This window comes from Candidatus Hadarchaeales archaeon, assembly GCA_038736355.1.
Classification (GTDB): Archaea; Hadarchaeota; Hadarchaeia; order Hadarchaeales; family WYZ-LMO6; genus WYZ-LMO6.
The window spans coordinates 111,961-135,106 of sequence record JAVYML010000003.1 but is presented as its reverse complement, the minus strand read 5'-3'; the positions used below and the strand labels follow the sequence as shown (position 1 = coordinate 135,106).

Annotated in this window: 29 protein-coding genes and 1 tRNA gene; 15 read left to right on the top strand and 15 right to left on the bottom strand. The window is 52.1% G+C overall.

The genetic code is table 11. The annotated features are described in order from the left end of the window. Entirely contained in the window at nucleotides 1–2,856 is a 2,856-nt protein-coding gene (gene leuS / locus QXG22_05500; protein MEM0359440.1) for a leucine--tRNA ligase, read from the top strand. Beyond that, entirely contained in the window at nucleotides 2,846–3,499 is a 654-nt protein-coding gene (locus QXG22_05495; protein ID MEM0359439.1) for a DUF434 domain-containing protein, read from the top strand. The genes leuS and QXG22_05495 overlap by 11 nt, the downstream gene beginning before the upstream one ends. Here the strand turns inward: QXG22_05495 and QXG22_05490 are convergent. From QXG22_05490 to QXG22_05480, 3 genes are read right to left on the bottom strand one after another with little or no spacing between them, the layout of a single operon-like run. Beyond that, the gene (locus QXG22_05490) at nucleotides 3,485–4,192 is read right to left on the bottom strand and encodes a potassium channel family protein (protein ID MEM0359438.1); all 708 of its coding nucleotides are present in this window, start codon (nucleotides 4,190–4,192) and stop codon (nucleotides 3,485–3,487) included. The genes QXG22_05495 and QXG22_05490 overlap by 15 nt on opposite strands. 42 nt (nucleotides 4,193–4,234) lie before the next feature. Next, the gene (locus QXG22_05485; protein ID MEM0359437.1) at nucleotides 4,235–4,843 is read right to left on the bottom strand and encodes a MarC family protein; all 609 of its coding nucleotides are present in this window, start codon (nucleotides 4,841–4,843) and stop codon (nucleotides 4,235–4,237) included. A gap of 7 nt (nucleotides 4,844–4,850) precedes the next feature. Next, on the bottom strand, nucleotides 4,851–5,636 hold the full coding sequence (locus QXG22_05480; GenBank protein ID MEM0359436.1) for an MBL fold metallo-hydrolase: 786 nt from the start codon (nucleotides 5,634–5,636) through the stop codon (nucleotides 4,851–4,853). 52 nt (nucleotides 5,637–5,688) lie between these two features. Here QXG22_05480 and QXG22_05475 point away from each other — a divergent pair, with 52 nt between their 5' ends. Continuing rightward, nucleotides 5,689–7,809, top strand: coding sequence for an FAD:protein FMN transferase (locus tag QXG22_05475; GenBank protein ID MEM0359435.1), 2,121 nt, complete (start codon nucleotides 5,689–5,691; stop codon nucleotides 7,807–7,809). On the opposite strand, the gene QXG22_05470 is transcribed toward QXG22_05475, so the two are convergent. The 6 genes from QXG22_05470 to rsxC are packed head-to-tail and all read right to left on the bottom strand — an operon-like array spanning nucleotide 7,801 to nucleotide 12,499. Beyond that, nucleotides 7,801–8,613, bottom strand: coding sequence for a 4Fe-4S binding protein (locus QXG22_05470; GenBank protein ID MEM0359434.1), 813 nt, complete (start codon nucleotides 8,611–8,613; stop codon nucleotides 7,801–7,803). The genes QXG22_05475 and QXG22_05470 overlap by 9 nt on opposite strands. After that, a complete protein-coding gene (locus tag QXG22_05465; GenBank protein ID MEM0359433.1) occupies nucleotides 8,614–9,195 on the bottom strand; it encodes an RnfABCDGE type electron transport complex subunit A in 582 nt (193 codons plus the stop codon). Nucleotide 9,196: 1 nt separating this feature from the next. Next, a complete protein-coding gene (locus tag QXG22_05460; protein MEM0359432.1) occupies nucleotides 9,197–9,790 on the bottom strand; it encodes an electron transport complex subunit E in 594 nt (197 codons plus the stop codon). Next, nucleotides 9,787–10,305, bottom strand: a complete 519-nt coding sequence (locus tag QXG22_05455) for an RnfABCDGE type electron transport complex subunit G (protein MEM0359431.1) — start codon at nucleotides 10,303–10,305, stop codon at nucleotides 9,787–9,789. Before QXG22_05455 ends, QXG22_05460 begins: the two co-directional genes overlap by 4 nt. Continuing rightward, on the bottom strand, nucleotides 10,284–11,225 hold the full coding sequence (locus QXG22_05450) for an RnfABCDGE type electron transport complex subunit D (GenBank protein MEM0359430.1): 942 nt from the start codon (nucleotides 11,223–11,225) through the stop codon (nucleotides 10,284–10,286). The genes QXG22_05455 and QXG22_05450 overlap by 22 nt, the downstream gene beginning before the upstream one ends. Beyond that, complete coding sequence (rsxC, locus tag QXG22_05445; protein MEM0359429.1) at nucleotides 11,222–12,499, bottom strand: electron transport complex subunit RsxC; 1,278 nt, start codon at nucleotides 12,497–12,499, stop codon at nucleotides 11,222–11,224. The genes QXG22_05450 and rsxC overlap by 4 nt, the downstream gene beginning before the upstream one ends. Nucleotides 12,500–12,639: 140 nt before the next feature. Here rsxC and QXG22_05440 point away from each other — a divergent pair, with 140 nt between their 5' ends. Beyond that, the gene (locus QXG22_05440) at nucleotides 12,640–13,110 is read left to right on the top strand and encodes an Lrp/AsnC family transcriptional regulator (protein ID MEM0359428.1); all 471 of its coding nucleotides are present in this window, start codon (nucleotides 12,640–12,642) and stop codon (nucleotides 13,108–13,110) included. Beyond that, nucleotides 13,058–14,356: an HD domain-containing protein gene (locus QXG22_05435; protein ID MEM0359427.1), complete on the top strand. Its 1,299-nt coding sequence runs from the start codon at nucleotides 13,058–13,060 to the stop codon at nucleotides 14,354–14,356. The genes QXG22_05440 and QXG22_05435 overlap by 53 nt, the downstream gene beginning before the upstream one ends. Before the next feature lies 1 nt (nucleotide 14,357). On the opposite strand, the gene QXG22_05430 is transcribed toward QXG22_05435, so the two are convergent. Next, the gene (locus tag QXG22_05430) at nucleotides 14,358–14,933 is read right to left on the bottom strand and encodes a hypothetical protein (protein MEM0359426.1); all 576 of its coding nucleotides are present in this window, start codon (nucleotides 14,931–14,933) and stop codon (nucleotides 14,358–14,360) included. A gap of 70 nt (nucleotides 14,934–15,003) precedes the next feature. On the opposite strand from QXG22_05430, the gene QXG22_05425 reads away from it, so the two are divergent. The 3 genes from QXG22_05425 to QXG22_05415 all read left to right on the top strand — a co-directional run bounded on the left by QXG22_05425 (nucleotide 15,004) and on the right by QXG22_05415 (nucleotide 16,807). Further along, nucleotides 15,004–15,077: transfer RNA gene (locus tag QXG22_05425), tRNA-Gly, on the top strand. A gap of 97 nt (nucleotides 15,078–15,174) precedes the next feature. Next, the gene (locus QXG22_05420) at nucleotides 15,175–16,086 is read left to right on the top strand and encodes an ABC transporter ATP-binding protein (protein ID MEM0359425.1); all 912 of its coding nucleotides are present in this window, start codon (nucleotides 15,175–15,177) and stop codon (nucleotides 16,084–16,086) included. After that, nucleotides 16,064–16,807, top strand: coding sequence for an ABC transporter permease (locus QXG22_05415; GenBank protein ID MEM0359424.1), 744 nt, complete (start codon nucleotides 16,064–16,066; stop codon nucleotides 16,805–16,807). Before QXG22_05420 ends, QXG22_05415 begins: the two co-directional genes overlap by 23 nt. On the opposite strand, the gene QXG22_05410 is transcribed toward QXG22_05415, so the two are convergent. Genes QXG22_05410 through QXG22_05400 form a run of 3 tightly spaced genes read right to left on the bottom strand, consistent with a single transcriptional unit; the run spans nucleotide 16,808 to nucleotide 18,749 of the window. Continuing rightward, the gene (locus tag QXG22_05410; GenBank protein MEM0359423.1) at nucleotides 16,808–17,086 is read right to left on the bottom strand and encodes a DUF4389 domain-containing protein; all 279 of its coding nucleotides are present in this window, start codon (nucleotides 17,084–17,086) and stop codon (nucleotides 16,808–16,810) included. A gap of 5 nt (nucleotides 17,087–17,091) precedes the next feature. After that, nucleotides 17,092–18,522 carry a 4-hydroxyphenylacetate 3-hydroxylase family protein gene (locus QXG22_05405; protein ID MEM0359422.1) on the bottom strand — a complete coding sequence of 477 codons (1,431 nt, stop codon included), beginning with the start codon at nucleotides 18,520–18,522 and terminating at the stop codon, nucleotides 17,092–17,094. A 41-nt stretch (nucleotides 18,523–18,563) separates the two neighbouring features. After that, nucleotides 18,564–18,749, bottom strand: a complete 186-nt coding sequence (locus tag QXG22_05400) for a hypothetical protein (GenBank protein MEM0359421.1) — start codon at nucleotides 18,747–18,749, stop codon at nucleotides 18,564–18,566. Between the two features lie 48 nt (nucleotides 18,750–18,797). On the opposite strand from QXG22_05400, the gene QXG22_05395 reads away from it, so the two are divergent. Genes QXG22_05395 through QXG22_05365 form a run of 7 tightly spaced genes read left to right on the top strand, consistent with a single transcriptional unit; the run spans nucleotide 18,798 to nucleotide 21,669 of the window. Beyond that, on the top strand, nucleotides 18,798–19,490 hold the full coding sequence (locus QXG22_05395; protein MEM0359420.1) for a 16S rRNA methyltransferase: 693 nt from the start codon (nucleotides 18,798–18,800) through the stop codon (nucleotides 19,488–19,490). Beyond that, nucleotides 19,487–19,792, top strand: coding sequence for a hypothetical protein (locus QXG22_05390; GenBank protein ID MEM0359419.1), 306 nt, complete (start codon nucleotides 19,487–19,489; stop codon nucleotides 19,790–19,792). The genes QXG22_05395 and QXG22_05390 overlap by 4 nt, the downstream gene beginning before the upstream one ends. A gap of 31 nt (nucleotides 19,793–19,823) precedes the next feature. Next, nucleotides 19,824–20,261 (top strand): 30S ribosomal protein S19e, encoded by a 438-nt coding sequence (locus QXG22_05385; GenBank protein ID MEM0359418.1) that lies wholly within the window; start codon nucleotides 19,824–19,826, stop codon nucleotides 20,259–20,261. Next, nucleotides 20,143–20,577 carry a DNA-binding protein gene (locus QXG22_05380; GenBank protein ID MEM0359417.1) on the top strand — a complete coding sequence of 145 codons (435 nt, stop codon included), beginning with the start codon at nucleotides 20,143–20,145 and terminating at the stop codon, nucleotides 20,575–20,577. Before QXG22_05385 ends, QXG22_05380 begins: the two co-directional genes overlap by 119 nt. Continuing rightward, complete coding sequence (locus tag QXG22_05375) at nucleotides 20,578–20,733, top strand: hypothetical protein (GenBank protein MEM0359416.1); 156 nt, start codon at nucleotides 20,578–20,580, stop codon at nucleotides 20,731–20,733. Between the two features lie 9 nt (nucleotides 20,734–20,742). Beyond that, nucleotides 20,743–20,994, top strand: coding sequence for a 50S ribosomal protein L31e (locus QXG22_05370; protein ID MEM0359415.1), 252 nt, complete (start codon nucleotides 20,743–20,745; stop codon nucleotides 20,992–20,994). A gap of 6 nt (nucleotides 20,995–21,000) precedes the next feature. Then, entirely contained in the window at nucleotides 21,001–21,669 is a 669-nt protein-coding gene (locus tag QXG22_05365; protein MEM0359414.1) for a translation initiation factor IF-6, read from the top strand. 6 nt (nucleotides 21,670–21,675) lie between these two features. Here the strand turns inward: QXG22_05365 and ftsY are convergent, their stop codons facing one another. Next, complete coding sequence (ftsY, locus tag QXG22_05360) at nucleotides 21,676–22,689, bottom strand: signal recognition particle-docking protein FtsY (protein MEM0359413.1); 1,014 nt, start codon at nucleotides 22,687–22,689, stop codon at nucleotides 21,676–21,678. A gap of 1 nt (nucleotide 22,690) precedes the next feature. Next, nucleotides 22,691–23,128 carry a prefoldin subunit alpha gene (gene pfdA / locus QXG22_05355; protein MEM0359412.1) on the bottom strand — a complete coding sequence of 146 codons (438 nt, stop codon included), beginning with the start codon at nucleotides 23,126–23,128 and terminating at the stop codon, nucleotides 22,691–22,693. Between the last annotated feature and the right edge of the window lie 18 nt (nucleotides 23,129–23,146).

The window sequence follows — 23,146 nt, the reverse complement described above, 5'->3', positions numbered from 1 at the left end:
ATGGATTTTAGGGAGAGGGAAAGGAAGTGGCAGGAAGAGTGGGAAAAGGCGGGGATTTTCCAGGCCGAACCCGATGGGAGGCCCAAGTTCTATCTCACCGTGGCCTATCCCTATGTCTCAGGCCCCATGCACATAGGGCATGCCCGCACCTATACCATTCCAGATGTGATCGCGAGGTACAAACGCATGAGGGGATACAACGTTCTTTTCCCCATGGCCTTCCATTTCACCGGCACACCGATCGTGGGGGCTTCCAAGAGGGTAGCGAGGAGGGAGCCAGGCTACATAGAGCTCCTAACCAAGCGCTATGGCGTACCTCAGGAGCTCCTTCCCCAACTGGAAGATCCCAAATATTTTGGAACTTACTTCGCCGAAATCAGCGATCTGAGCTATAAAAAGGGGATGAAGTGGCTCGGTCTCTCCATAGACTGGAGGAGGGACTTCACCACGGTAGATCCACCCTACAGCAAGTTCATCACTTGGCAATACCACAAACTCATGGAAGCCGGTCTAATCGTGAAGGGGAAGCATCCGGTGAGATGGTGTCCCAGGGACGGCAACCCCGTCACAGACCACGATTTGTTGGAAGGAGAAGAGGCGGAAGTCTTGGAGTTCACCCTCTTGAAGTACAAACAGGAAGGAAGGATTTTTCCAGCCGCCACCCTCCGACCCGAGACCGTCTTCGGTGTAACCAACCTCTGGCTCAACCCCAACGTCAGGTACGTGGAAGTAGAGGTCAACGGAGAGAAATGGGTGGTGAGCGAGCAGGCCGTACCCAAGCTAGCGGAACAGGGATACAGAGTGGGAGAAGCGAGACCTTTTCAAGTGAAGTTCGGATCCGAGGTTGAGGTCCCTCTCATAGGTAGGAAAGTTCCCATCCTCCCTGCCACCTTTGTGGATCCTGAAAATGCCACGGGGGTGGTGGGTTCCGTTCCTTCCCATGCCCCCTACGACTACGTGGCCCTGGAGGAACTCAAGAGCAGGGAAGAGGAGTTGAAGGAATGGGGGGTAAAAGTGGAAAGTCTCCAACCCATCTCCCTCATCGAAGTAGAAGGATATGGGGAATTCCCCGCCGCCGAGGAGGTGGAGAGGCTGGGAATAAAGGGACAACTGGATCCCAAGTTGGAGGAAGCCACTTCCAGAGTTTACAGGACGGAATTCGCGAAGGGGAGGATGAGGAATTGGATACCCGTTTACGGGGGGAAGATGGTTTCAGAAGCCAAGAACCTGGTAAAACAGGACCTCCTCTCAAGAGGGGAGGCCGCCCTCATGTACGAGTTTTCCCTAAAACCCGTGAGGTGCAGGTGTGGTTCTCCGGTGGTAATAAAGGTGGTGGAAGATCAATGGTTCCTAAATTACGCAGACGAGGAATGGAAGGAAAAAGCCAGGGAGGTCTTGGCCAAGATGGAGCTCATCCCCCCAGAAAGCAGGGCCCAGTACGAGCATACCATAGGATGGCTCAGGGAGTGGCCCTGCACGAGGAAGGTGGGGATGGGGACCAGGGCTCCCTGGGATCCAGCTTGGATCATAGAATCCCTCAGCGACTCTACCGTCTACATGGCATACTATACCTTCTCCCACCTCCTCAAGCAGGTGGATCCGGAGAAACTGGGAGATGAAATCTTTGACTTCGTTTTCTACGGGAAGGGCAATCCACAGGAACTCTCCCGCTCTTCCGGCCTTCCCGTCGAATTACTCGAACGTATGAAAAGGGAATTCGAGTACTGGTATCCGCTGGATTATCGCATGTCCGCCAGCGAACTCATCCCCAACCACTTAACCTTCTTCATCTTCCATCACGCCCTCCTCTTCCCCCACCGTCTGCCCAAGGGGATAGTCTGTTTTGGAATGGCTATCTTGGAGGGGCAAAAGATGTCTTCCTCCAAAGGGAACTTGGTAGAGGTGAACAAGGCCGTTCAAGAATATGGGGCGGATGCCGTGAGGCTTTACTTGACCTCCTCTTCCGAGCCCTGGCAGGATTTCAACTGGAGAAAAACGGAGGCCGAAAGCATGCTGAGGATGCTCGAAAGGTTCCATTCCCTCTGCGAGGAAATCCTCTCCCTCCCCCTCTCCTCCCTCCCCCATGGAACACCCGAGAGATGGCTCCTCAGTAGGCTTCAGAGAAGGGTTGAAGAAGCCACCCAAGCCTTGGAAAGATTCGAGACTAGGAGGGCCCTACAACACTCCTTCTTCTCCCTCATGCAGGAGGTGAGAAAATATCTCTCCTGGAGGGGTGAAGAAGCTAGGGGGGAGGTCCTTAGAAAGGTATTACACACATGGATTCGCCTTCTTGCCCCCTTCATCCCCCATCTCTGCGAGGAAATCTGGAACAAGATGGGAGAAAAGGGCTTTGTCTCCCTTGCTCCTTGGCCCCAAGTGGAGGAAGGGTTGAAGGATCCCGAAGCGGAGTTCGTGGAGGAATTCCTTTCCTCCGTGGTGGAGGATGTGGGGAAAATCGTGAGGGTGGTGAAGGTGAAGCCCAAGCTCGTATGTCTCTATACCCCCTCCGGATGGAAGAGGGAAGCCGGGAAGATGATCGTGGAGAAGCTTTTGGAGGGAAAGACCGATAGAGGTGAGCTCCTCCGACATCTGGAGGAAAAGATGGGAAAGCCCAAAGCCGAACTGGCTTCCTTCCTAGCGAAGGTATTGGAAGAAACCAAGGACTCCCCCATCGAGAAGCTTACCCTCCTCTCGAAAGTGGATGAATACCAAATCCTCAAAGAGAACTCGGCCTATTTGCAGAGGTTACTGGGAGCAGAGGTAAAGGTCTTCAGGGAGGACGATCCCGAAATTTACGACCCCAAGGGAAGGAGTAAGGGTGCCCTCCCCTTCAGACCTGCCATTTATGTGGAGTGAAAGGACAGGGGAAGCGGTTAAGGACCTCAGATATCTCCTGGATAGGGGATACCCGAGGGAACTTGCGGTGAGGGTGGTTTCCGATCACTACTGTCTCCCCTCCCACCAGCGCCATCTCCTCGCCCGTTGCGTCTTTTCACGGAAGGAAGCGGAGGAAAACCGGAAAAAGCTCGTGAACATGCAGGAAGTTAAGGGAAGGCTTCTAGGAGTGGATGGATACAACGTCCTCATCACCTGTGAAAGCCTCCTCCGCGGCGATACCGTGATAAGGTGTGATGATGGTCTCCTAAGGGATCTGAGAACGGTTTTCGGAAAGTACAAAATGAGTGAAGAAACTTGGAAAGTCATGGAGGAGATAGCCCTCCTCTTGAAAGAAGTCGAACCAGGCGAAGTAAAGGTCTTTTTCGACAGTCCAGCGAGCGGGAGTGGGAAGCTAGCTAGGGAAATGGAAGAACTCCTGCAAAGGGAAGGAATAAGAGCGAGATGCAGGGCGGTGAAGGGAGTCGACAGGGAAGTGAGTTCCTGTGAGATCTCGGCCTCGAGTGACAGGGTAATCGTGGAAAGGGCGAAAGCGATCTGGGACTTACCTGCTGAGTTACTGAAAAGGAAGGGTGGAAAGGTGCTGGATTTAACGGAGTTTTGAATCTTTGGAACGGAGGGCCTTGGAAAGCTCCTCCAGTTTCCTTTCTATCTTCCCTATCCTTTCCTCCAGTCCCTCCTCTTTATTCCTCACCAAATATCCTGCCAGCAATCCAGCGAGGGTGGCGTATACGGCTATGCCGAAAACCATGAGACAGATCGTGAGTACCTTTCCAACCGTGGTGACCGCTACGATGTCCCCATAACCTACCGTGGTAACAGTGGCGATCGCCCAGTAAAGGCCATCTAAGGATTTCCCCAAAGAAGGATTCTGTCCATACTCCAACAGATAAAAGGAAGTACCCCCAAGGAGAACGGCCATCAAAAAGACCACGGAAACGGTACCGATCCTGCTTTGCGAAAGGAAGCCTAGGGTCCTGCTTAGCCTCAGTACCCTGAGGGTTCGGATGATCCTGACCATCCTCACTATCCTTATGGTCCTGAACATCCTCACGGCGGAAAAGGGAATGGGGATGGAAGCCAACAGATCATACCAATGGGTGAGGGCGTAACGCAACCTACGTTCAGCCTTAAAGGTGGAGAAGAGGTACTCACCCAAGAAGAGAATGGCTATGAAGAAATCACAGGAAGTGGTAAACCAAGCGACCTCGGGATGGTCCAGTTCGTAGAGGAGAAGGCCTACGCTTACGAAAGCTAGGATGACCAACAGCATTTCAAAGGCCATTCTCCTTTTCATCCGAAGCCGATGGAACTTCCTCCAATAAAACGGTTTTTCCTTTCACAGAGCTTCCTTTACTCCACCCATGACCAAATCCACGGCTATGGTCACTAACAAGAGCCCCATCAACCTGGAGAGGATTTCTATCCCATCCTTCCCCAGCACCCGGTGGAAAAAAGAGGAGAGTCTCAGTACCATCCAACTCAAAAACAGGAGGGGGAAAGAGGCAAAGAGGACGGGAAGGTACCCATACGTCTTGACAAAAATCATGGTGGAAACGATAACACCAGGTCCAGTGAGCATGGGGGTACCTATCAGGGAAAGAGCAGGTGATCCCTTCACTTCCTTTTTGAGGAGACTCCTGCCGAGCACGAGCTCCATTCCGAGCACGCCCAGCACCAAACCCCCTCCAATCCTGAGGGAGGAAAATTCCACCCTCAGGACCCTGAAGAGGGGGTCACCCAAGAAGAGGAAGAAGAAGAGCACCAAACCCGCTACCCCTACCGCGTAACCCGCCGCACGACTCACCTTCCTTCCATCCATTCCTTCTGTCACAAGAAGAAAGATCGGGATGCTGCCGAAAGGATCCATGATGACAAAAAGGGCCATGAGGATCTTCCCCACTTCTCCGAGCATCATTCCCCTTGTTCTGGCCCTTTTTATCTCCACCGCATGTTCAGCGCGGAAGGCCGAGCAGAGATCTCACCATGTTTTCCCTGCTCCACTCCCCGTCGCTCACTACTTCCATTAACTGAACTATTTCGGGTGGATGGGGAAAGACTTCTTCCACTATATCTCTCGGACTTTTCCCCTTTCGGTGGAGCTCTTCCACCTTCTTCCTCAACCCTCCCAGATACTCTAGATAGGCCCTCACTTCTTCCTTGGAAAAAACACCCACACCCGTATAGGCGTACTCGAAATCGAGCTTCAAGATTTTTCGTAGTGAAATCATCGTATCCCTTAGCTCCTCTTGTCTCATACATACCATCTGTCCAGGCGCCACCACGAGGTCACCTGCAAAAAGCTTACCATCCACCAAGAAGGAAACGTGATCAAAGGTATGCCCCGGAGTCTCGAAAACCTCCACCTCCAAACCACCGAAGCAAAGGGAAGAAGGAAGGGGATGGGCTTTGAGAGGTTGGGGTTGGCCCCACACCAGCTTCCTGTAATCTGGGAGCTCCGGTGGGTGCTCGAGTAGCGGGAGGGATTTAAGGGGGGCAAAGATTTTGAGCCTTCCCTGAAGGGCTATCGCTCCCCCTACATGGTCCTCATGATGGTGGGTGAGCAAAACCACCCCCTTCCTTTCACCCAAGAACTCCCTCACCTCCACTGCCGTATGCGAACACCCGGTATCCACGATCAGGTCTTTGTAGAGGTAAAAGTGCGTCCAATAGGGCACCCTACCCGAGAACTCCACCCCACTCTTCACCACCTTCACATCCCCATGGGAAGAAGGAACCAACACAAAGAGACTCTGCAGGATAGTATATAAGCGGTTGGAAAAAGGGACTGAGATGGAAACCGGCGTGTTCCAAGTGGCGATGGCACAGGTTTTCGCTACCCTCTCAGGCTTTTTTTTCTGGGTCCTTTTGGCCTTCCTCCTCCATCCCCTCGCATACGGGGAAGTAGCTTGGAGAGTTTCTTTAGCCATGCTCCTTTCTGGAATCTCTCTCCTCGGGGTTGGCAAGGCATCCCTAGCCCTTTATTCCAAAGGGGGGGAAGGGGTCCTGAAGGGTTGCCTACTGCTGGGGCTCCTCCCCAGCCTTTCCATCGCCGTTCTTCTCTCCCTCCTGCTGGACCCATGGACGGGTCTTCTCCTCCTTTCCTTCTCCCTTTTTTCTCTGAGCTTTCATTTCGAGCTTTCCAAACGCTCCTATTCCCGTTATCTCCTGCTCTGGATAGGGGCCAGGAGCCTTACCCTCCTCCTACCCTTTCTCCTCTACTTAAGGTTGGGGGAAGTGAAGGGGCTCCTGTTGGGACTTTCCCTCTCCTACCTACCCTTCTCTCTCCCTCTCCTCAAGCTGAAGGAAGGCAAGTTTTCCTTCCCCCCTCCCACCTTCCTGCTCGGTCTCTGGTTGGTGGATATCGGGATGGCCTCCTTCAACCTCCTAGACAAGGTGGTCATAGGACCACTCTTCGGGAAAGAGGAACTAGCCATGTACCAGTTTGGAAACAGGTTCTTCCTCCTCTTCGCTTCCTTCCCCCAGATCTTTTTCTTCTATCTCCTCCCGGAAAGGGCATCTGGAAGAAAAGTGGGGGAAACCGAAAAGAAGGCCCTCCTAGCCTCTCCTCTCCTGCTCCTCTCCGCCCTTTCCCTTTCCTTGTTCCTTTCCTCCCTTTTCCCTTCCTTTGAAAAGGGTGCGATAGTCCTGCGCGTGATGAGTTTTTCCCTTCCCCTAGTTACGTTTACCCAAATCGAACTTTCCCGCCTTTACTCCAGACAAGAAACCTCATCCGTTCTCCTTTCCTATTTTTCTTCCTTAGCCGTTGGCTTAGCGGGGATTGTGGTGTTGGGAAAAAAGTTCGGAGTGGGAGGAATGGCGTATGGCTTTCTCCTCTCCCAGCTCGTCCTCTCCTCCTCTCTTTTCTTCCTTCCCAGACTGGAAGAAGAAGACAGAAAACTGGCTGGTGCCTTTCTGGGAATGATCGCCCTCACCGCCCTCCTCCTCAGCTCCATGGCGGCACATCCCCTAACCATCGAAGTCAGGGGAGAGAAGGTGATAGGAAGGGGTCTGGCTATGGATACCTTCGTGGAAATCCAGGTGGTGGACGAAAACCGAAACAGGGCAAAGGAAGCTGTGGAAAAGGCCTACAGGGAAATAAAAAGGGTGGAAAGCCTGATGTCGGCGGAAAAAGATGGAACCGAGATCTACTCCCTGAACCGAAGCGGGACCTCCTGGGTGGAGCTCTCGGAGGAGACCCTTTTCCTCTTGCGCTCTTCCCTCCAGTATTCCGAACTCTCAGGAGGGGCCTTCGACATCACGGTAAAACCACTCGTGGACTTTTGGATGAAAGAGGTGAAAGAAAAGGGGAAACTTCCTTCTTCCTACCTCCTTTCAAAAGTCCTGGAAAGAGTGGGATGGGAGAGCTTGGAAGTGGAAAATGGTAGGGCTAGGTTCCTAAAAGAGGGAATGGAAGTAACGCTGGGTGGAATAGCAAAGGGATATGCCGTGGATAGGGCCTATCAGATCCTAAAGGATGCGGGAGTGAAGGCAGGCCTGGTGAATGTAGGGGGGGAGATGAGGGGATTCGGAAAGGTTTGGAAAATAGGAATACAGCACCCGAGAAAGGAGGAAATCATGCTGGCACTGGAATTGGAGAACTTCTCCATCGCTACTTCCGGAGATTACAGGAGATTCTTCTTCCTCGGCTCCAGAAGGATCCACCATATCTTGGATCCAAAGACGGGGGAGCCGGCAACGGAATGCATGAGCGTCACGGTGATAGCGGAGAATTGCATGGAAGCCGACGCCCTGAGCACAACCCTCTTCGTGCTGGGACCCGAGAAAGGAAGAGCCCTGGCAGATTACCTTTCCTCCACCGGAAGAACGGTGAAAGCCATGCTGGTGGGTTCAAATGGCAAAATCACCTACTCTGCTTCTTGGGATCTTCCCAAGATATGGGAACTAACCTGAAGGCATGGGTGGGGTCGAAGCGAGTGGAGCCACGCCAAGTTTCAGCACCTTTCGCGGGCATTTCTCCACACAGGTTCCACAGACGTTACATAGGGAAGAATCGATGATGGGAAGAGGATCGAGTTTTATGGCCTGAACGGGACAGGACTTTTCGCATATCCTGCATTTGATACAACCGCTGGCACATGAAGCATTCACCTCTTTCCCTGAAGCTGGAGAATTACAGAGGAGGAGGACCTTGGTTTCTTTGGGTAGAAGTTTTATCACCCCCCTCGGACAGGCTTGTTCACAGAGCCCGCACCCCCTACATCTCTCTTCGTCCACCACGGGAAGCCCATTTTCTATCCTCAAAGCATCGAAGGGACAGGCCCTCACACAATCACCCATCCCTAAACATCCGTAAGGACAGGCCAGGGGACCCCCAGCCAGGTCCGAAAAGGCTGAACAAGTCCTCTCACCTGCGGCCTCAAAGAGGATCTTGGATTCTCCCGTACACCTTACCCGTGGCAGCTTCTTTTCTTCCTCCTCCTTCACCTCTATTCCCAAAATCTTCCCTATTTCCCTCTTCTCTTCAGGGCCAACCAACCTGCACTTGCCGAGAAGGGAGGGATCCTTCACCAGTTCCTCTGCTAGGGCATCACAACCTCCCTTGAGTCCACAGGCCCCACAGGATGCTCCCGGAAGTTTTTCCCTGATCTTCTCAATCCTTTCGTCTATCTTCACGGCCATCTTCCTAGCGGCTACCACCAGCATGATGGCGAAGGAGGCGCCCACGATCCCCATGATTCCCATCTCCTCTATCATTCACTCCACCATCCCACTGAAGCCCTGGAAAGCCAGGGCCAAAAGGGCAGCTGTAATGAAAGCTATGGGAAGACCGCGGAAGGAAGAGGGAACTTCGGAAATCTCCAATCTCTCCCTTATTCCCGACATCATGAGGATGGCCAAGGTATAGCCGAGACCGGTGGCGAAACCGTTAACCACCGAAGCCACGAAGGAATACCTTTCCACATCCACGTTGATCAAGGTCACGCCGAGGATGGCACAATTCACCGTGATGAGGGGTAAATAGATCCCGAAAGCTCTGTAGAGAGGAGGAGAGAACCTTCTGATGGTAATCTCCACCAACTGGACAAAGGAAGCTATCACCAGAATGAAAGCCACGATCCTCATGTACTCTATGTGGAAGGGCATGAGGAAGTACCTGTGGATTAACCAGGTGATGAGGGAGGAACATGTGGCCACGAAGGTCACGGCTATACCCATCATTACCGAAGTCCTGATCCTAGTGGAGATACCGAAGAAAGAGCAGAGACCGAGGAACTTCGTCAGAACGATGTTGTTGATGAAGATGGCCGCTATGACTATTCCCAAGAGGTTTTCCATTTCACATCACCTTCGCCTTCTTCATGACGGCCAACAGGATACCCATTACCAAGAAAGCTCCTGGGGGCAAAATCATGCCCACGGCAGGAGAGGAGAGGAGGCCAGGGATTATTTGATGACCGAAAACCACTATCTTTCCCGTTCCGAAGAACTCCCTTAGAAAGGAAATGACGATGATGGAAAGGGCGAACCCCACGCTCATACCGAGGGTGTCCAGCAAGGTTTCGGAAACGGGGCGCTTGGAAGCAAAGGCCTCAGCCCTCCCGAGCACAATACAATTCACGGTGATGAGAGGTAGAAAGATTCCCAGTTGTTCGTAAAGAGGAGGGGAATAACCGTGTATGAGCATTTCCACGATGGTTACAAAACTCGCTATGATCACGATGAAGGTAGGGATCCTCACATCCCTGGGAATGAACTTCTTGAGGGAAGAGATGAGAAGGTTGGAAAGAACTATCACGAAGGTGAAGGCCAAGGACATGCCAAGGGCATTCTCCACCTTCGTAGTAATGGCAAGAACGGGACAAAGACCCAGGACCAATCCCAGCACGGGATTTCGCTTCAGGATCCCTTTCGTGAATTCTTGGACCTTCATCTCACCACTCCCAAGAGGTTCTCCAACCCGCTCCTCACGGCCCTAACCACCGCCCTGGAGCTTATGGTGGCTCCCGTCACTCCCTCTATTTCTCCCCCATCCCTCTTAAGGGCTATTTTTTCCAAATCCTTACCTATGAACTGAACTAGAAATTCTTCCTCAGCCACCCTGGATCCCAAACCTGGAGTTTCACCGTGGGTAAGTATTCTCACCCCAGCCACCGTTCCCTCCTCGGAAATCCCCACGAGCACCTCCATCTTTCCACCGAATCCCCTTTCCTCCACCACGATGGCATATCCTACCACTTTTCCGTTTTCCAAACAGAGATAGTGGCCCTCCTCTTCTTCGAACTGAGCGTTGGGAAAGATTTCTGAAAGGGTACGATAAAGTTCTGACCTCTCCGCTTCCTCTATCTTCTTTTCTGTGGCACTGTGAATGAGACCCAAGAGGGCTCCCCATACCACGCAAGTTATTACCAACACCGCTACCGGCTTCACTTCTTCCTTTCCCACCATCTTTTCCTCACCGTCCCGTAAACCCTGGGTTTAGTATACCTATCTATCAGGGGAGTGAAGGCGTTCATGATGAGGATGGAATAGGTGACACCCTCGGGCATGCCTCCGTACATCCTTATCACCACCACGAGGAGCCCAGCCCCAAAGCCAAAGATTACTCTGCCCTTTCCCGTCAGGGGGGTGGTAACGTAGTCGGTGGCCATGAAAAAGGCTCCCAAGAAAAGCCCCCCGGCCAAGATGTGGAAGAGGGGATCCTGACCGAGCAAGAACATGAGCAAACCAACGGTGCCTATGTAGGATACGGGAGTTTTCCAATCTATGTACTTGAGGGCTATCAAAAGGAGTCCTCCGATCAGGATGGCCAGGGCAGAAGTCTCCCCTATGCATCCAGCCACTCTCCCTAAGAAGAGATCGGAATAGGAGGCATACCCTCCTCCCGTCTTCCAAGTTCCCAGCGGAGTGGCCGTGCTCACGCCCTCGAAGGGGGAAACCCAAGTGGTCATGAGGGCGGGCCAGCTGAGGGAGAGGAAGGCCCTTCCCACGAGGGCTGGATTGAAGATGTTCTGACCCAAACCACCAAAGGCACACTTCCCCACCAAGATGGCAAAGGAAGAACCCACGGCGGGTATCCAGAGGGGAACGGAGGGGGGAAGACAGAGGGCGAGGAGCAGACCCGTGATCACCGCACTACCGTCCATCGTGAACTTCTTGCCCATCACCCTGTATCCCAAGAATTCGGAAACCACGGCCGAGCTCACGGAAACCACGATCACGAACAGGGCATGCAAACCAAAGAGATAGATTCCGCAAAGCGTGGCAGGCATGAGGGCCAACACGACCGTGAACATGATCCTTCTAACAGAAACCCTGTCCTTAATGTGGGGACTCGGGGAGACCTGCAGTTTGGTTTCAGGTATCACTTCCTCAACCTCCTCACTCCTTTCTTCCCCTCCCTTATCACATGAACGATGGGAATCTTGGAGGGACAAACATAAGCACAACATCCACACTCATCACAACTCAAGAGGTTATATTGTAAACAGGCTTCGAAGTCCTTCGCCCTTACCAGTTTTACAAGATGGGTGGGCATCAGGCTCATGGGACAAGCTTCAATACATCTCCCGCACCGGATGCATGGTCCTTCTTCTTCCTCTTTTACTTCTCCCATCACCAGCACACAGCCCGTAGTCTTGATCACCGGAACATCTTCATGAACGGCAAATCCCATCATGGGTCCGCCCGCCACCACTTTTCTCACCTTTCCCACCGTCCCACCGCATTGCTGCAAAAGATAGGTGAAGGGAGTCCCCACTCTAACCCTCAAGTTCTTGGGCTCCGCCACTTCTCCCGTCACCGTAACTATCCTTTCCACCAATGGGATCCCCAGTTTCACGGCATCGTAGACGGCCTTAGCTGTGCCAACGTTCTGAACCACTGCACCCACATCGAAAGGTAAGCCTCCTGCCGGTACCTCTCTGCCCAAAACGGCTTTCAAAAGATGTCTCTCATCCCCCTGTGGATATTTGGTCTTGAGCTTGACCACCCGACCTACCCCTTCGCTCAACTTCTGCATGTGTTCTATGGCATCGGGTTTGTTGTCCTCAATAGCTATGAGGATCCTCTCCACACCCAAGATCTTGGCCATGATCTTGGCCCCTTCCACTACCTTTTCACCTTCCTCAAGCATCAGACGATGATCGGCGGTAATGTAAGGTTCACATTCCACCCCATTAATCAAGAGTGTATCCACTTTCTTGGGAGGATTGAGCTTGATATGGGTGGGAAAACCTGCCCCACCCATTCCCACTATTCCTGCCTCCCTCACCCTTTGAAGAAGCTCCTCCCTTGAAGACTTCTCAGGGTCCAAGGCGGGCATCTTGATCCACTCATCCTTCCCATCCGAGTCTATTATCACGGAGAGCACTTTCTCACCCGTCGGGAGTCTCTTAGGGGAAAGCTCCACCACGGTACCCGAAATCGAAGCGTGAACGGGTGCGGAAACGGGTGCTGTGGAATCTCCTATCTTCTGCCCAGTTTTTACTTGGGCCCCCTTTTCTACCAAAGGATCGCAGGGGGCACCCAGGTGTTGTCTCAAAGGTATCACTACCCTAGGGGGTAGCGGAAGAACCTCGGTTTTTTTGTAACCCGTAAGCTTTTGAATCTTAGGATGGACTCCCCCTTTGAATCCCGACATATGAACTGCAAAATTTGGAAATCCTTATAAAAAATTTTTTGTATGTACTCCATTAAGGATTCCTTAAATCCTACCTTTGGATAACCCCAATGGTATGAAATTAACAAAATGTTAAAAGAGAGAGACACAAACTTTTGGTGATGAAAGAAATCGAAAAACGTTTACTTCTGGAGCTCCTCAAAGACAGTTCCTTACCCGTAAGCGAATTGGCGAGAAGAGTGGGAATTTCCCGCCAAACTGCATCCAAGAAGATCAAAGAAATGAAAAAAAGGGGGCTATCCTTCACCGTTAAAGTGAATCCTTCCGAATTGGGCTTGGAAACCAGAGCCTATGTGTTTATCAGTGAAGATCCGCACGAAGAGGTAAGGAGAAAAAATGAACGCGTCATTTTGGGGATTCCACATGTGAGCGAATTTCACCGCATCTTCGGAAGATACAGCGCCGTTATGGTGGTAATGGTGAAGAGCCCCGAGGAGCTGAAAGAGGTGGTAAAGAAAATCCATGACCTGGAGGGGGTTAGGGAAACGGAAACCTTCATCGTACACAGCACCATCAAAGATGACCCCTACGCACCCCTCCTTCATTTCTTGGAGGAGGAAACAGGTGGGTAAGGAAGAAAAAACCATTCATGATCCCATTCATGGAAGCCTACGCGTGGGAGGTCCCTATCTGGACCTCCTAGATACCCCCGAGATGCAAAGACTGAGGGGCATCCGACAGCTGGGAATGGCTTACTTGGTTTTTCCTGGAGGCAACCATTCCAGATTCGAGCATTCCCTTGGAGTTCTTCACTTGGTGAAGAAATTCGGAGAACTGCAAGGACTGGAGGAAGAGGAGCTCCTCCTCTTAGGTGCTGCGGCCCTCCTCCATGACATAGGACATCCTCCCTTTTCTCATACTCTGGAAGCCCTGATGCTGGAAAAATTGGGTAAAGACCACGTGGAGATGAGCTGTGAGTTAGTGGAAGGAAAAACCTCTTTCCTAAGAGAGGAAGGGGAAGAAATACAAACCGAAAATCTTCCTGAAAAACTCGAAAAATGGGGAATAAAACCAAGGGAAGTGGCTTCCCTTTTGGAAAAAAAGCACAAGAAGAGATACCTAGTCGAATTACTTTCGAGCGAGGTGGATCTCGATCAAATGGACTTCCTTCTCAGGGATGCCCATTTCACGGGTGTAGCTTTGGGGATGATAGATGTGGAGAGATTGCTGAGCACACTGGTCGTCCAAGACAATCACCTCATGATACTGAGCAAAGGGATAGAAGCTGTGGAAGGCATGCTCACGGCGAGGGCCCTCATGTACTCTTCCGTTTACTTCCATCCCACCGTTAGGGCTGCGGAGCTCATGCTCGCCAATGCCGTTGAATGGTCCATCAAAGAAGGTAAATCGCCCATGGAGCTCTATGCCAAAACCGACGGAGAATTGTTGGAGGAGCTGAAGAGGATGGAGGGATATGGAAAGGAAATGGTACTGAGACTGAAATACCGTAGGCTCTTCAAATCCGCCTACGAGGAAAGGAGGAGGAGGCTGGAGGGAAGGGAGAGGGAAAGCTTTTTGAAGAGGTTCAGGGGATGGAGTTCTCTTCTGAATCTACAGGAGGAAATAGCAGATAAGGCGAAGGTGCCTAGAGGCTACGTGCTACTGGACATACCCCTAGTGGATCTCTTCTTGTCCGAACCAAGAATGGAAGAGGTAGAAATACCCGTCCTCCTAGAGAGGGGAAAGACCAAACTCTCAGAAATTTCGCCGATCGCTGAAGCGTTGAGGAGAACCTTGGCCTCAAGATACATCCTGAGAGTGCTCACCCTTCCCGAGCTAGTGGAGAAAGTAAGGAAAGCCGCCCTGAAGATCCTCTGAATCAGCTGAGACTCATCTTTCCCAACTGGGTGAGACCCAACCTTTCGTCCAGGTATCCGAGAATTTGAAGTCTCTTCACCTCGCTCTTCACTACTGCCAGGGGAATACCAGTATTGGCAGAAGCTTGGTCCAGCGAGGGGGAAGAAGCCAAGGACCGAAGCACTGCCCTTCCCACTTCTCCCACTAGGATGTCTTGGGCCAGCTTCTCCTTCAGGCTCCAAGTCAAGTCAGGCTGAGATTGGAGGATCTTCCTGAGGAGCTCCGGTCCAGGACCCACTCCATATTTCTTCTGGAGCCTCTCCGTGCTTACTTTAGCTCCCGCTATGGCACTCCTAAGGGCCTCGAGATCCCTCACCAAAGCAGAAATCTTATCGGCTTCTATCTTCTCTTGTTCCGGTCTTTTCATCAGTTCCTCCTTGAGTTTCATGTTCTCTTGGGTAAGTCTTCTCACTTCTCCTTCCAACCTGTTAACCTTGACTGCCAGCCTTCTTCCCTCCAGCACCCTCCAGCCAGGTAGGAAAACCCAACCTATCAAAAGGACCAAGGCCAGGGCTAGTAAACCTTCCAGCAGGGTCAAGTCCCTCTCCCTCCTTCGCTTAAATCTCCCCTTCGACTTAAATATCTCTCTTCCTGAGAATTCCTATGGTGCGGCAGTAGTCTAGCCTGGTCAGGACACAGGCTTGCCGAGCCTGTAGCGCGGGTTCAAATCCCGCCTGCCGCACTCTTTTGGAAATCTTTTTCAGGCCCTCTTGATTACAAGGTCCCGCAGAACCCCGCTCTGTACAAAGGCTTTAACCACCCTCCTTTGGTAGTTGGTGATGAACGCCGTGGAAAGCCAGAACCTCTCCAAGAGATACAAAAGTGGTGTCCTTGCCCTTCAGGACATCACTCTAAGGGTTAAGAAGGGCAAAATAGTCAGCCTCCTCGGTAGGAATGGGGCGGGAAAGACCACCCTCATACGCATTTTGGCCACCCAGCTTATGCCTACCTCTGGCAAGGCGAAAGTATTGGGATACGATGTGGTTAAGGAACCAGACAAGATTAGGAAAAAAATCGCTTGTATCCCCCAAGAAGCGGAACCGATAGGTTTTCTCACCGTATGGGAACACCTTTACGGTTATCTCCTCATGAGGGGTATAGGATCCTCGGAAGCCCGCATGAAAACGGAGGAAGTATTGAAAGTGATAGGTCTAGAGGGAAAGAGGAAAGCTCTGGCCTCTGAACTTTCGGGAGGTATGCAGAGAAAACTCCTGTTGGGCATGGCCCTAGCCACGAACGCGGAGGTCCTTTTCTTGGATGAACCCACCGCCGGCTTGGATCTTCCGAGTAGAGGGGAGGTGTGGAGGCTCCTCAGGGAACTCAGAAAAGAAGGTAGAACCATTTTCCTTACTACCCAGAACATGGAAGAGGCTGAAGTCTTGAGCGATGAGGTCTTCCTCATCGAAAGGGGTAGGATCTTGGCAAGAGGGAAGGCGGAGGACCTGGTCCGCAGAATAGGATGGGAAGTGAGGGTGGAAGTGGAAGGTGGATGGAAACGGGAAGAACTGGAGAGGTACGGAAAGTGCTTTCCCCATGCAGGCTCCCTTCTCCTTTACACCAGCAAAGAAGGGGCCGAAAAGATAGTAAAGAGGGCTGTAAGGAGAGGAATTAGGGCCAGATCCAGACCAGTCAACTTAGAAGACTTCTTCTTGCTGGTGGGTGGGGAAAATGAACTTGTTCAAACAGCTTAAGGCCTCACTCGTTTTGGGCTGGCTAAATGGTATCATCCCCATCAAGCGTACTCCCTTTTGGGTCATTTCCTACTTGATGTTCCCCCTTTCCCTCCTTTTTCTCCTCAGACTTTACTCCGAAGAACTGGTGGCTTTCGCTGTCCTAGGCGGTTTCCTGAGCATTTTTGCTTACACTGGGATCGAGGTATTAGGAGACGTGGTTTACTTCAAAACCGTTTGTAAGATTCAGGATATGTTTGTAGCCTCCCCCGTTTCTCCCTCTGCCTACCTCTTTGGGCTGGCCCTTTCCAGCCTCTTCTACTCTTTACCTGGATTCCTTCTACTCATCCTCATTTCCTACTTTTACGGTCCCCTCCTCCCCCAACATTTCCCGAAGCTCCTTCTCGTCCTACTGCTGGTTTGGATTTCCTTCACCTCCCTAGGCTTCACCCTCTCCACCTTCATTAGGGAACCGAGACATGCCTGGCCTCTGGTGGGAATTCTTTCCATCCTCTTCAGCGTCCTACCACCTCTCTATTATCCCGCTGCCCTCATTCCTCCAGAGATTAGACCCCTCTCCCTACTCATCCCCACGGGAAGTGGTGCTATCATCCTCCAACAAGAGACCGGACTCCTTCATTTCCCGAGGAGCTTCGTGAGACTGGCTTGGATTTCCCTAGTTTTACAAACTTTCCTCCTCTGGGCCATTGCTAGGTATGGCTCCAGATGGAGGGAAAGGTAGCTAGTCCACTTCCGCCGGTAGGGAAGGAGTCCTTTTGGTCTTTCCGATAGGCCAGGGTCTCTCGTTCGTCACCAGATAGAGGTAACGATAGACCTCGTAGACATAGAATACAAAGCGATTCGTAAATTCGGCTATTCCCCTGTGTCGTTTTCCCAAGATAATGGCGTAGAGCCAGTGTATTATCACGGCCAGAATCGTGATCAGTCCCCAGATACCTATGATGATTCCGTAGACGAAAGCCAAAGGGATCCTCAAGAGTGCTTCTAACCTATCTCCCATTTCGCTCACTCTTTTATGCCTGCCAAGTATTTAACTAATTCCTTTTTGGAATCAAAGTCGTAGGTAAGGAGGATTAGGATTTCTTCCATAATGGGAGATCCGCCCCCATGGACTCCGGCTATAGCCATTACTCCACCCAAAGAGGATGCCAGCATGTCAGAAAGCATACGGAAGCAGCGGTGGACGTTCTCAGAGGAAACACCCTCCCTCCTTTTAATGTACTTCTCCAAATATTTCCCTGTCTCGGGATTGAGGAAATCCCCTTCAAAGGGAAGGGTAGCGGGGAGCCCCCCGGCAATCTCCGTGAGGATTTCCAGCTCCTTGTATACGTTAACCCCCGCATGCCTCCTTCCCACGTTAACGTAAACCATGTTCGGGAGGAAGGTACCGGAAGCATGCTTTTCTCCCGTGACGGCGGCCGCTATCCCTGCCGCATAAACCAACTCCGCCACACAAGCCAGCTCGGCCAGCTTTGAACGCACATGTGGTTTGTTGGCGATGCCCAAATAGTCGGCGGTAAGGGCCACGGATCCCATCACTAAATCGGTCAGGGCTGGTTTGCATCCGCAATAGCTATGCCTGTGGAAAAGACCGCCGGCCGCATGGGCCAGCAAACCTGCGAACTCCCACTCCCCACACATGAAAACCCTATCCTCGGGCACGAAAACATCGTCGAAAATGACGAAAGAATCGGCAGCTCCCAGTTCGCCCATGGGTGCTTTAAGGTATTGTCTGGGCCTCGCATTGGCCACATGAGTAATGAGCTTCACCCCTTCCGTATCGGCGGGTATGGCAAAGGCTACCGCCCAATCCTTGTCCTCCTCAACCATGGCCCTTGTTGGCACACAGATGATCTCATCTGCATTAGCGGCCATGGTGATGTGATTTTTAGCTCCCCTCACCACTATCCCATCTGACCTCCTTTCCACCACCCTCACGTAAAGATCGGGATCTTTCTGTTGATGGGGCCTCAGACTCCTATCACCCTTCACATCCGTTTGAGCCATTGCCGCTGTGAGGTCCTCCTTTTGGAAATACTTGAGGTACTCCGTGAACCTTCTATGGTATTCTGTACCGTGGGCCTTGTCCACTTCATAAGTGATTACGGAAAGGGCATTGATGGCGTCACATCCCATACACCTCTGAATGCACCCGCCCGTCAAATGACAGGCCTTTCTTATCAGCTCTTGCTTCTTCAAGAGGTCCTCTGCGCTTTGATTGATGTGGGTGAAACGGTTAATGGGTCTCCCATCCAAGTGGGATCTGACAACGATGAGGTCTTTGAAGTTGGGATCCTCCACCAGATCAAAACTCTTGGAAAGAACGTTGAGAGATGGTTGGAGAAGGGGATCATCCCTTTCCACGAGTTTGCCATCTATGTAAACATTTTTCTTCATTCGTCGGAGCGCTTCTCTATATTCTTCGGAAGTCCTCACGACTCTCCTTTTCCTTTACTCTTAATAAAACTGTCGAATGTCTAAAGTTGGCTCAAGGCAAGGAAAAGTAGATCGATGAGACCCAAGAGCATCCCAATGGGCACGGCAGCCCTCATCACCGCTACGAACTTTGGAAGGTCCCCCTTTAGTCCCAATCTCCCCAGCACCGCAAAGATCACCAACAGGTACAATCCACTCACCAGCAGCAATATCCCTTTCAAATCCATCTTATCCCCTTCCTTTAACGGAGACCTTTAAAAGTTTTTTCTCTCGGGATGAAAAGCCTACTGATGCTTCATCTGGTGTTGGCGGACTGCGAGCTCGAGAGGGTACCTTTGGAAATAGCGGATCATAAAGTGGTGAGGTGGTGGGCCAGGAGGAGGGGGAGAAAGCCTACGGAGCTCCTGTTGGATTCCAGCCTCTTCTATCCGGCCATGAAGAAACTGAAGGATGGATTCCGGAGGGGAAGGCCAGATATCGTGCATCGATGCCTACTCCTCAGCTTGGACTCTCCCCTGAACAGGGAGGGTCTATTGAAAATCTATGTCCACACTAGAAACAACGAGATAATCCACGTAGACCCAACCACTAGGCTTCCCAGATCCTTCCACCGCTTCGTGGGGCTGATGGAAGAGCTCTTTCTACGGGGCGAGACGGAAGGAGGTTTGATGAAGTTAGAGAGGGGAAGCCTGAGGGAGCTCATACAAAGAATAGGTGCTAGAACCCTTCTTTTGGACCCCAAGGGAGAACCCAAACTCTGGAAGGAACTCTACGGAGGGGAGGAAGAGGTCTGTGCGGTAGTGGGTGGCTTTCCCGAAGGGGGATACCTCTCCGACCTGAGCGAACTTTCTCTAGAAAGGGTCTGTGTAGATCCCGAGCCCCTTCCCTCCAGCACCATCGTGGCTAGGTTGATTTTTTCCTATGAAGAAAAGAGGGGGATACAGGAAAGGAGGCTGGGGAGGAAGTGAGGGAAGACAACAGGACCATAGCCTTAGAGAGGATAGAGAGACTCCTCCAATTGGCTGAGGAGGTTTGGTCCGCCGATAGGACCCTTTCCAAGAGATATGTAGAACTGGCATGGAAACTAAAACTCAAATATAGGGTCAAACTTCCTCCCCACCTGCGTGAAAAGTTTTGTAGGAAATGCAGAACCCTCTTGAAACCGGGTGTTTCATGCAGGGTAAGGGTGAGATCGGGAAGGGTGGTGAAGGTTTGCCTAACCTGCGGACATGCCGTACGCATACCTCTGGGAGGAAGAAAAGGACGATAGGATTATTAAGCAGGGGGGGAAGACGAAGAAGATGTCCGTCAGAGAAGTTCCACCCCAACTCCTCATTGCCAAGACAGCCGAGGAACTAAAAAAACTAAAGGAGGTGAAGCCTCCGGAGTGGAGCAAGTATGTAAAGACGGGGGTACATAAGGAAAGGCCCCCCGAGCAACTGGATTGGTGGTACATCAGGGGAGCCTCCCTCCTCCGGAGACTTTACTTGGATGGTCCAGTGGGGGTTTCCAGGCTTCGCGTTTACTACGGAGGAAGGAAGAACAGGGGAAGCGCCCCCGAGCATTTCAGGAAGGGAGGGGGAAAAATCATCAGGACCCTTCTCCAGCAATTGGAGAGGGCTGGACTGGCGGAAAAGAAGGAAAGGGAAGGGAGAAAACTTACGAAAAAGGGGGCCGAACTTTTGGAAAGATTGGCAAGGGAAATCAAGGGAGGGATGGGCTCTGGAGGAGGAAGCTGAACTCGAGGAGATAAGGAGGAGGAAACTTTTGGAACTACAGGCCCAACTCCAAGAACAACAGAGGAGGGAGGAAATGAGGAGGGAACTGGAACTCCAGAAGAAACTCATCCTTCAGCAGATCCTCACCCCGGAGGCTAGGAGCAGGCTCACCAACCTGAAAATGGTAAAACCAGAATTCGCCGAAAGCCTAGAGCTGGAGTTAATCGCCCTAGCCCAGGCGGGAAGGCTGAGGGCCCCCATCACCGATGCCCAGCTAAAAGAGCTCCTGAGGAGGCTACAGGAAAGGAGGAGGGAAATAAGGATAAGGAGGGTTTAAATGAGCAGGAACAAGCTGCTTTCGGTGAAGAAGAGGCTCATCAAGGCTGGGAGGAGAACGAGGAGAGCCCCCATCTGGGCTGTGGTAAAAACGAGGGGAAGGGTGAGGGACAGTATAAAGCGCAGGCGCTGGTACAGATCCAAACTAAAACCGTGAGGGAGCCCCATGCCTGAAGAGAGAATTTATGTCATCCCCCTGAGGGAAACCAAGGAAAAGCCTCGATACAAGAGGGCGAACAAGGCTATAGACCTCATCAGGAAGTTCTTGATGAAACATTTGAAGACGGAGAAAGTGAAGATAGACCAGGAACTCAACCGTAGGATTTGGAGCAGGGGGGCCAAAAAACCTCCCTCCAAGATAAGGGTTAAAGCGGTGAAGAAGGAGGATGGCTCAGTGGAGGTTTTCCTCGCGGAGTAAAGGTGTATGCCTTTCCTACGTCTCAACTTTGGAAGGACTCCCTACCTAGGGCTTTTCTGTCTCGTCACGGACAAGGTGGCCATCTTTCCCCGCCATTTGAAGTTGGATGAGCGAGAAGTGGAGGAAAAACTGGGGGTACCGATAATCAGGGGAGAAGTAATGGGTTCCTCCCTGCTGGGTGTGTTCTTGGCCGGGAATTCGCGTTGTGTGGTGGCCCCCCACCTGCTCGCGGAGGAGGAGGAAAAAAACCTGAAGGAAGGAGGTGTGGAAGTGGAGAGGATCGAGGGAAAGTTCACGGCGTTGGGGAACCTCCTACTGGTGAACGATAAGGGGGGGCTGGCCAGCTCAGCCCTCCCGGAGAAAATGGTGGAGGAGCTCAGCTCAGCCCTAGGAGTTCCCATAGAGAGGGGGACCATTTCGGGTCTCAAGACGGTGGGGAGCGCAGGTGTGGTCACCAACAGGGGAGCCCTCCTCCATCCAGACGCCACGGAGGAGGAAATCGAGAGGATAAGGGAAACACTGGGAGTACCCGTCTTCACCGGGACGGCATGCGATGGAGAAAAATATGTGGGCATGTGCGTGGCCGCAAACTCCAAAGGCTTCCTGACAGGAAAACCCACGACGGGAGCAGAACTGGGGTTGATTGAAAAAGCCCTTTACCCAACCGAAGGATAGTGCCTTTCAGCCCTCCTCCAAGAGGGGCTTCAGGATTAGCTCCGGCTTGAACTCCACCAGATCTTCATATCCCTGCCCCACACCCAAGAAGAGGATTGGTTTACCCGTCACGTAAGTAATGGAAAGGGCTGCTCCCCCCCTCGCATCGGCATCCATCTTACAAAGGATGGAACCGTCTATTCCCACCTCCTGGTTGAAGGTCTTAGCCTGTTCCACCGCATCGTTTCCCGTTAGGGCATCCCCCACGAAAATCTTGAGATCCGGTTTGATGACTCTCACGATCTTTTTCATCTCATCCATCAAGTCCCTATCGGTTTGCATTCTGCCCGCGGTATCCACCAAAACCACCTGAAAACCTCTGGCCTTGGCATGGGAAATGGCATCATAGGCCACTGCGGCTGCGTCCGCCCCCTGTTTCTGTTTCACCAGTTCCACTCCCAATCTCTTGGCGTGTATTTCCAGTTGTTCTATCCCTCCGGCCCTGAAAGTATCCGAAGCCGCCAGGACCACCCTGAACCCCTTGTCCCTGAGGTACTTGGCTAACTTGGCTATGGTGGTGGTCTTTCCCGTTCCGTTGATGCCGAAGAAAACCAACACCGCAGGCTCGTTCTTCTCGTTCTTGGCCTTTATCACTTCCATCAGATCCACCTTCTCCTTCGGTTCTAGGATTTCCCTGAGGGCCTCTTCCAGCACCTCTTCTGCCACCTTCCTTGGATTTTCCCTTAGTCCCAACTTTCTTCCCGTGAGCCTTTCCTTCACCCTCCGTAGGACCTCATCCGCTACAGGTACCGCCACATCACTCTCCAAGAGGGAAACCTGCAAGTCCCAAAGAATGTCCTCCAGATCCTGAGGAGAGAGCTCAATTCCTATGGCCCTCTTCAGTGCCCTCTTCACCTTAAGCTTTGGAGCGGTCTTGGAGGGTTTTTTTGGTTCCTCTTCTTTCTGGGTGGCTTTCTCTTCCAGTTTCTTCGTGAGCTTCGCCTTTACCTTGCGCAGTTTTTCCTTGAGTTTCTCGAGCATCTCACTTCTCTTTAACCTTCGAAAGGAGCTTCTCTATTTGGGGTCGGAGGTCTTCCATTTTCTGTTGTAGGTTTGCCATCTCCGACTGGAGCCTCTGAACTGCCCTCCCCACCTCAGCGGATTTTTCCTCCAGGAACTTCAAAGCCTCCTCGGGCGTTCTTTCTATCACGACTTCCGCACCCACCCCAGTCAAAATCTTCTCAAGGGGCATGAGCTTGGCCCTCACGAAGGAACCCGAACCTATGGGGGTCAGGATCTCCGTCCCTTCCGGCAACTCTTTGAGCTTTTTGATGGTCTCTATGGTCGAGGAAAGCTCGGAAAGGGTGGTGCTCAGGAGGGCTATTTGCTCCCTCATGGCCTCCATCAAGACCCTTCCCCTGTTCAGCTCCAAAAGGGACTTCTCCAATTCCTCCCTTTCCTTTTCCGTCAGTTCTGGCATCCTACTCCCTCTCCTCCT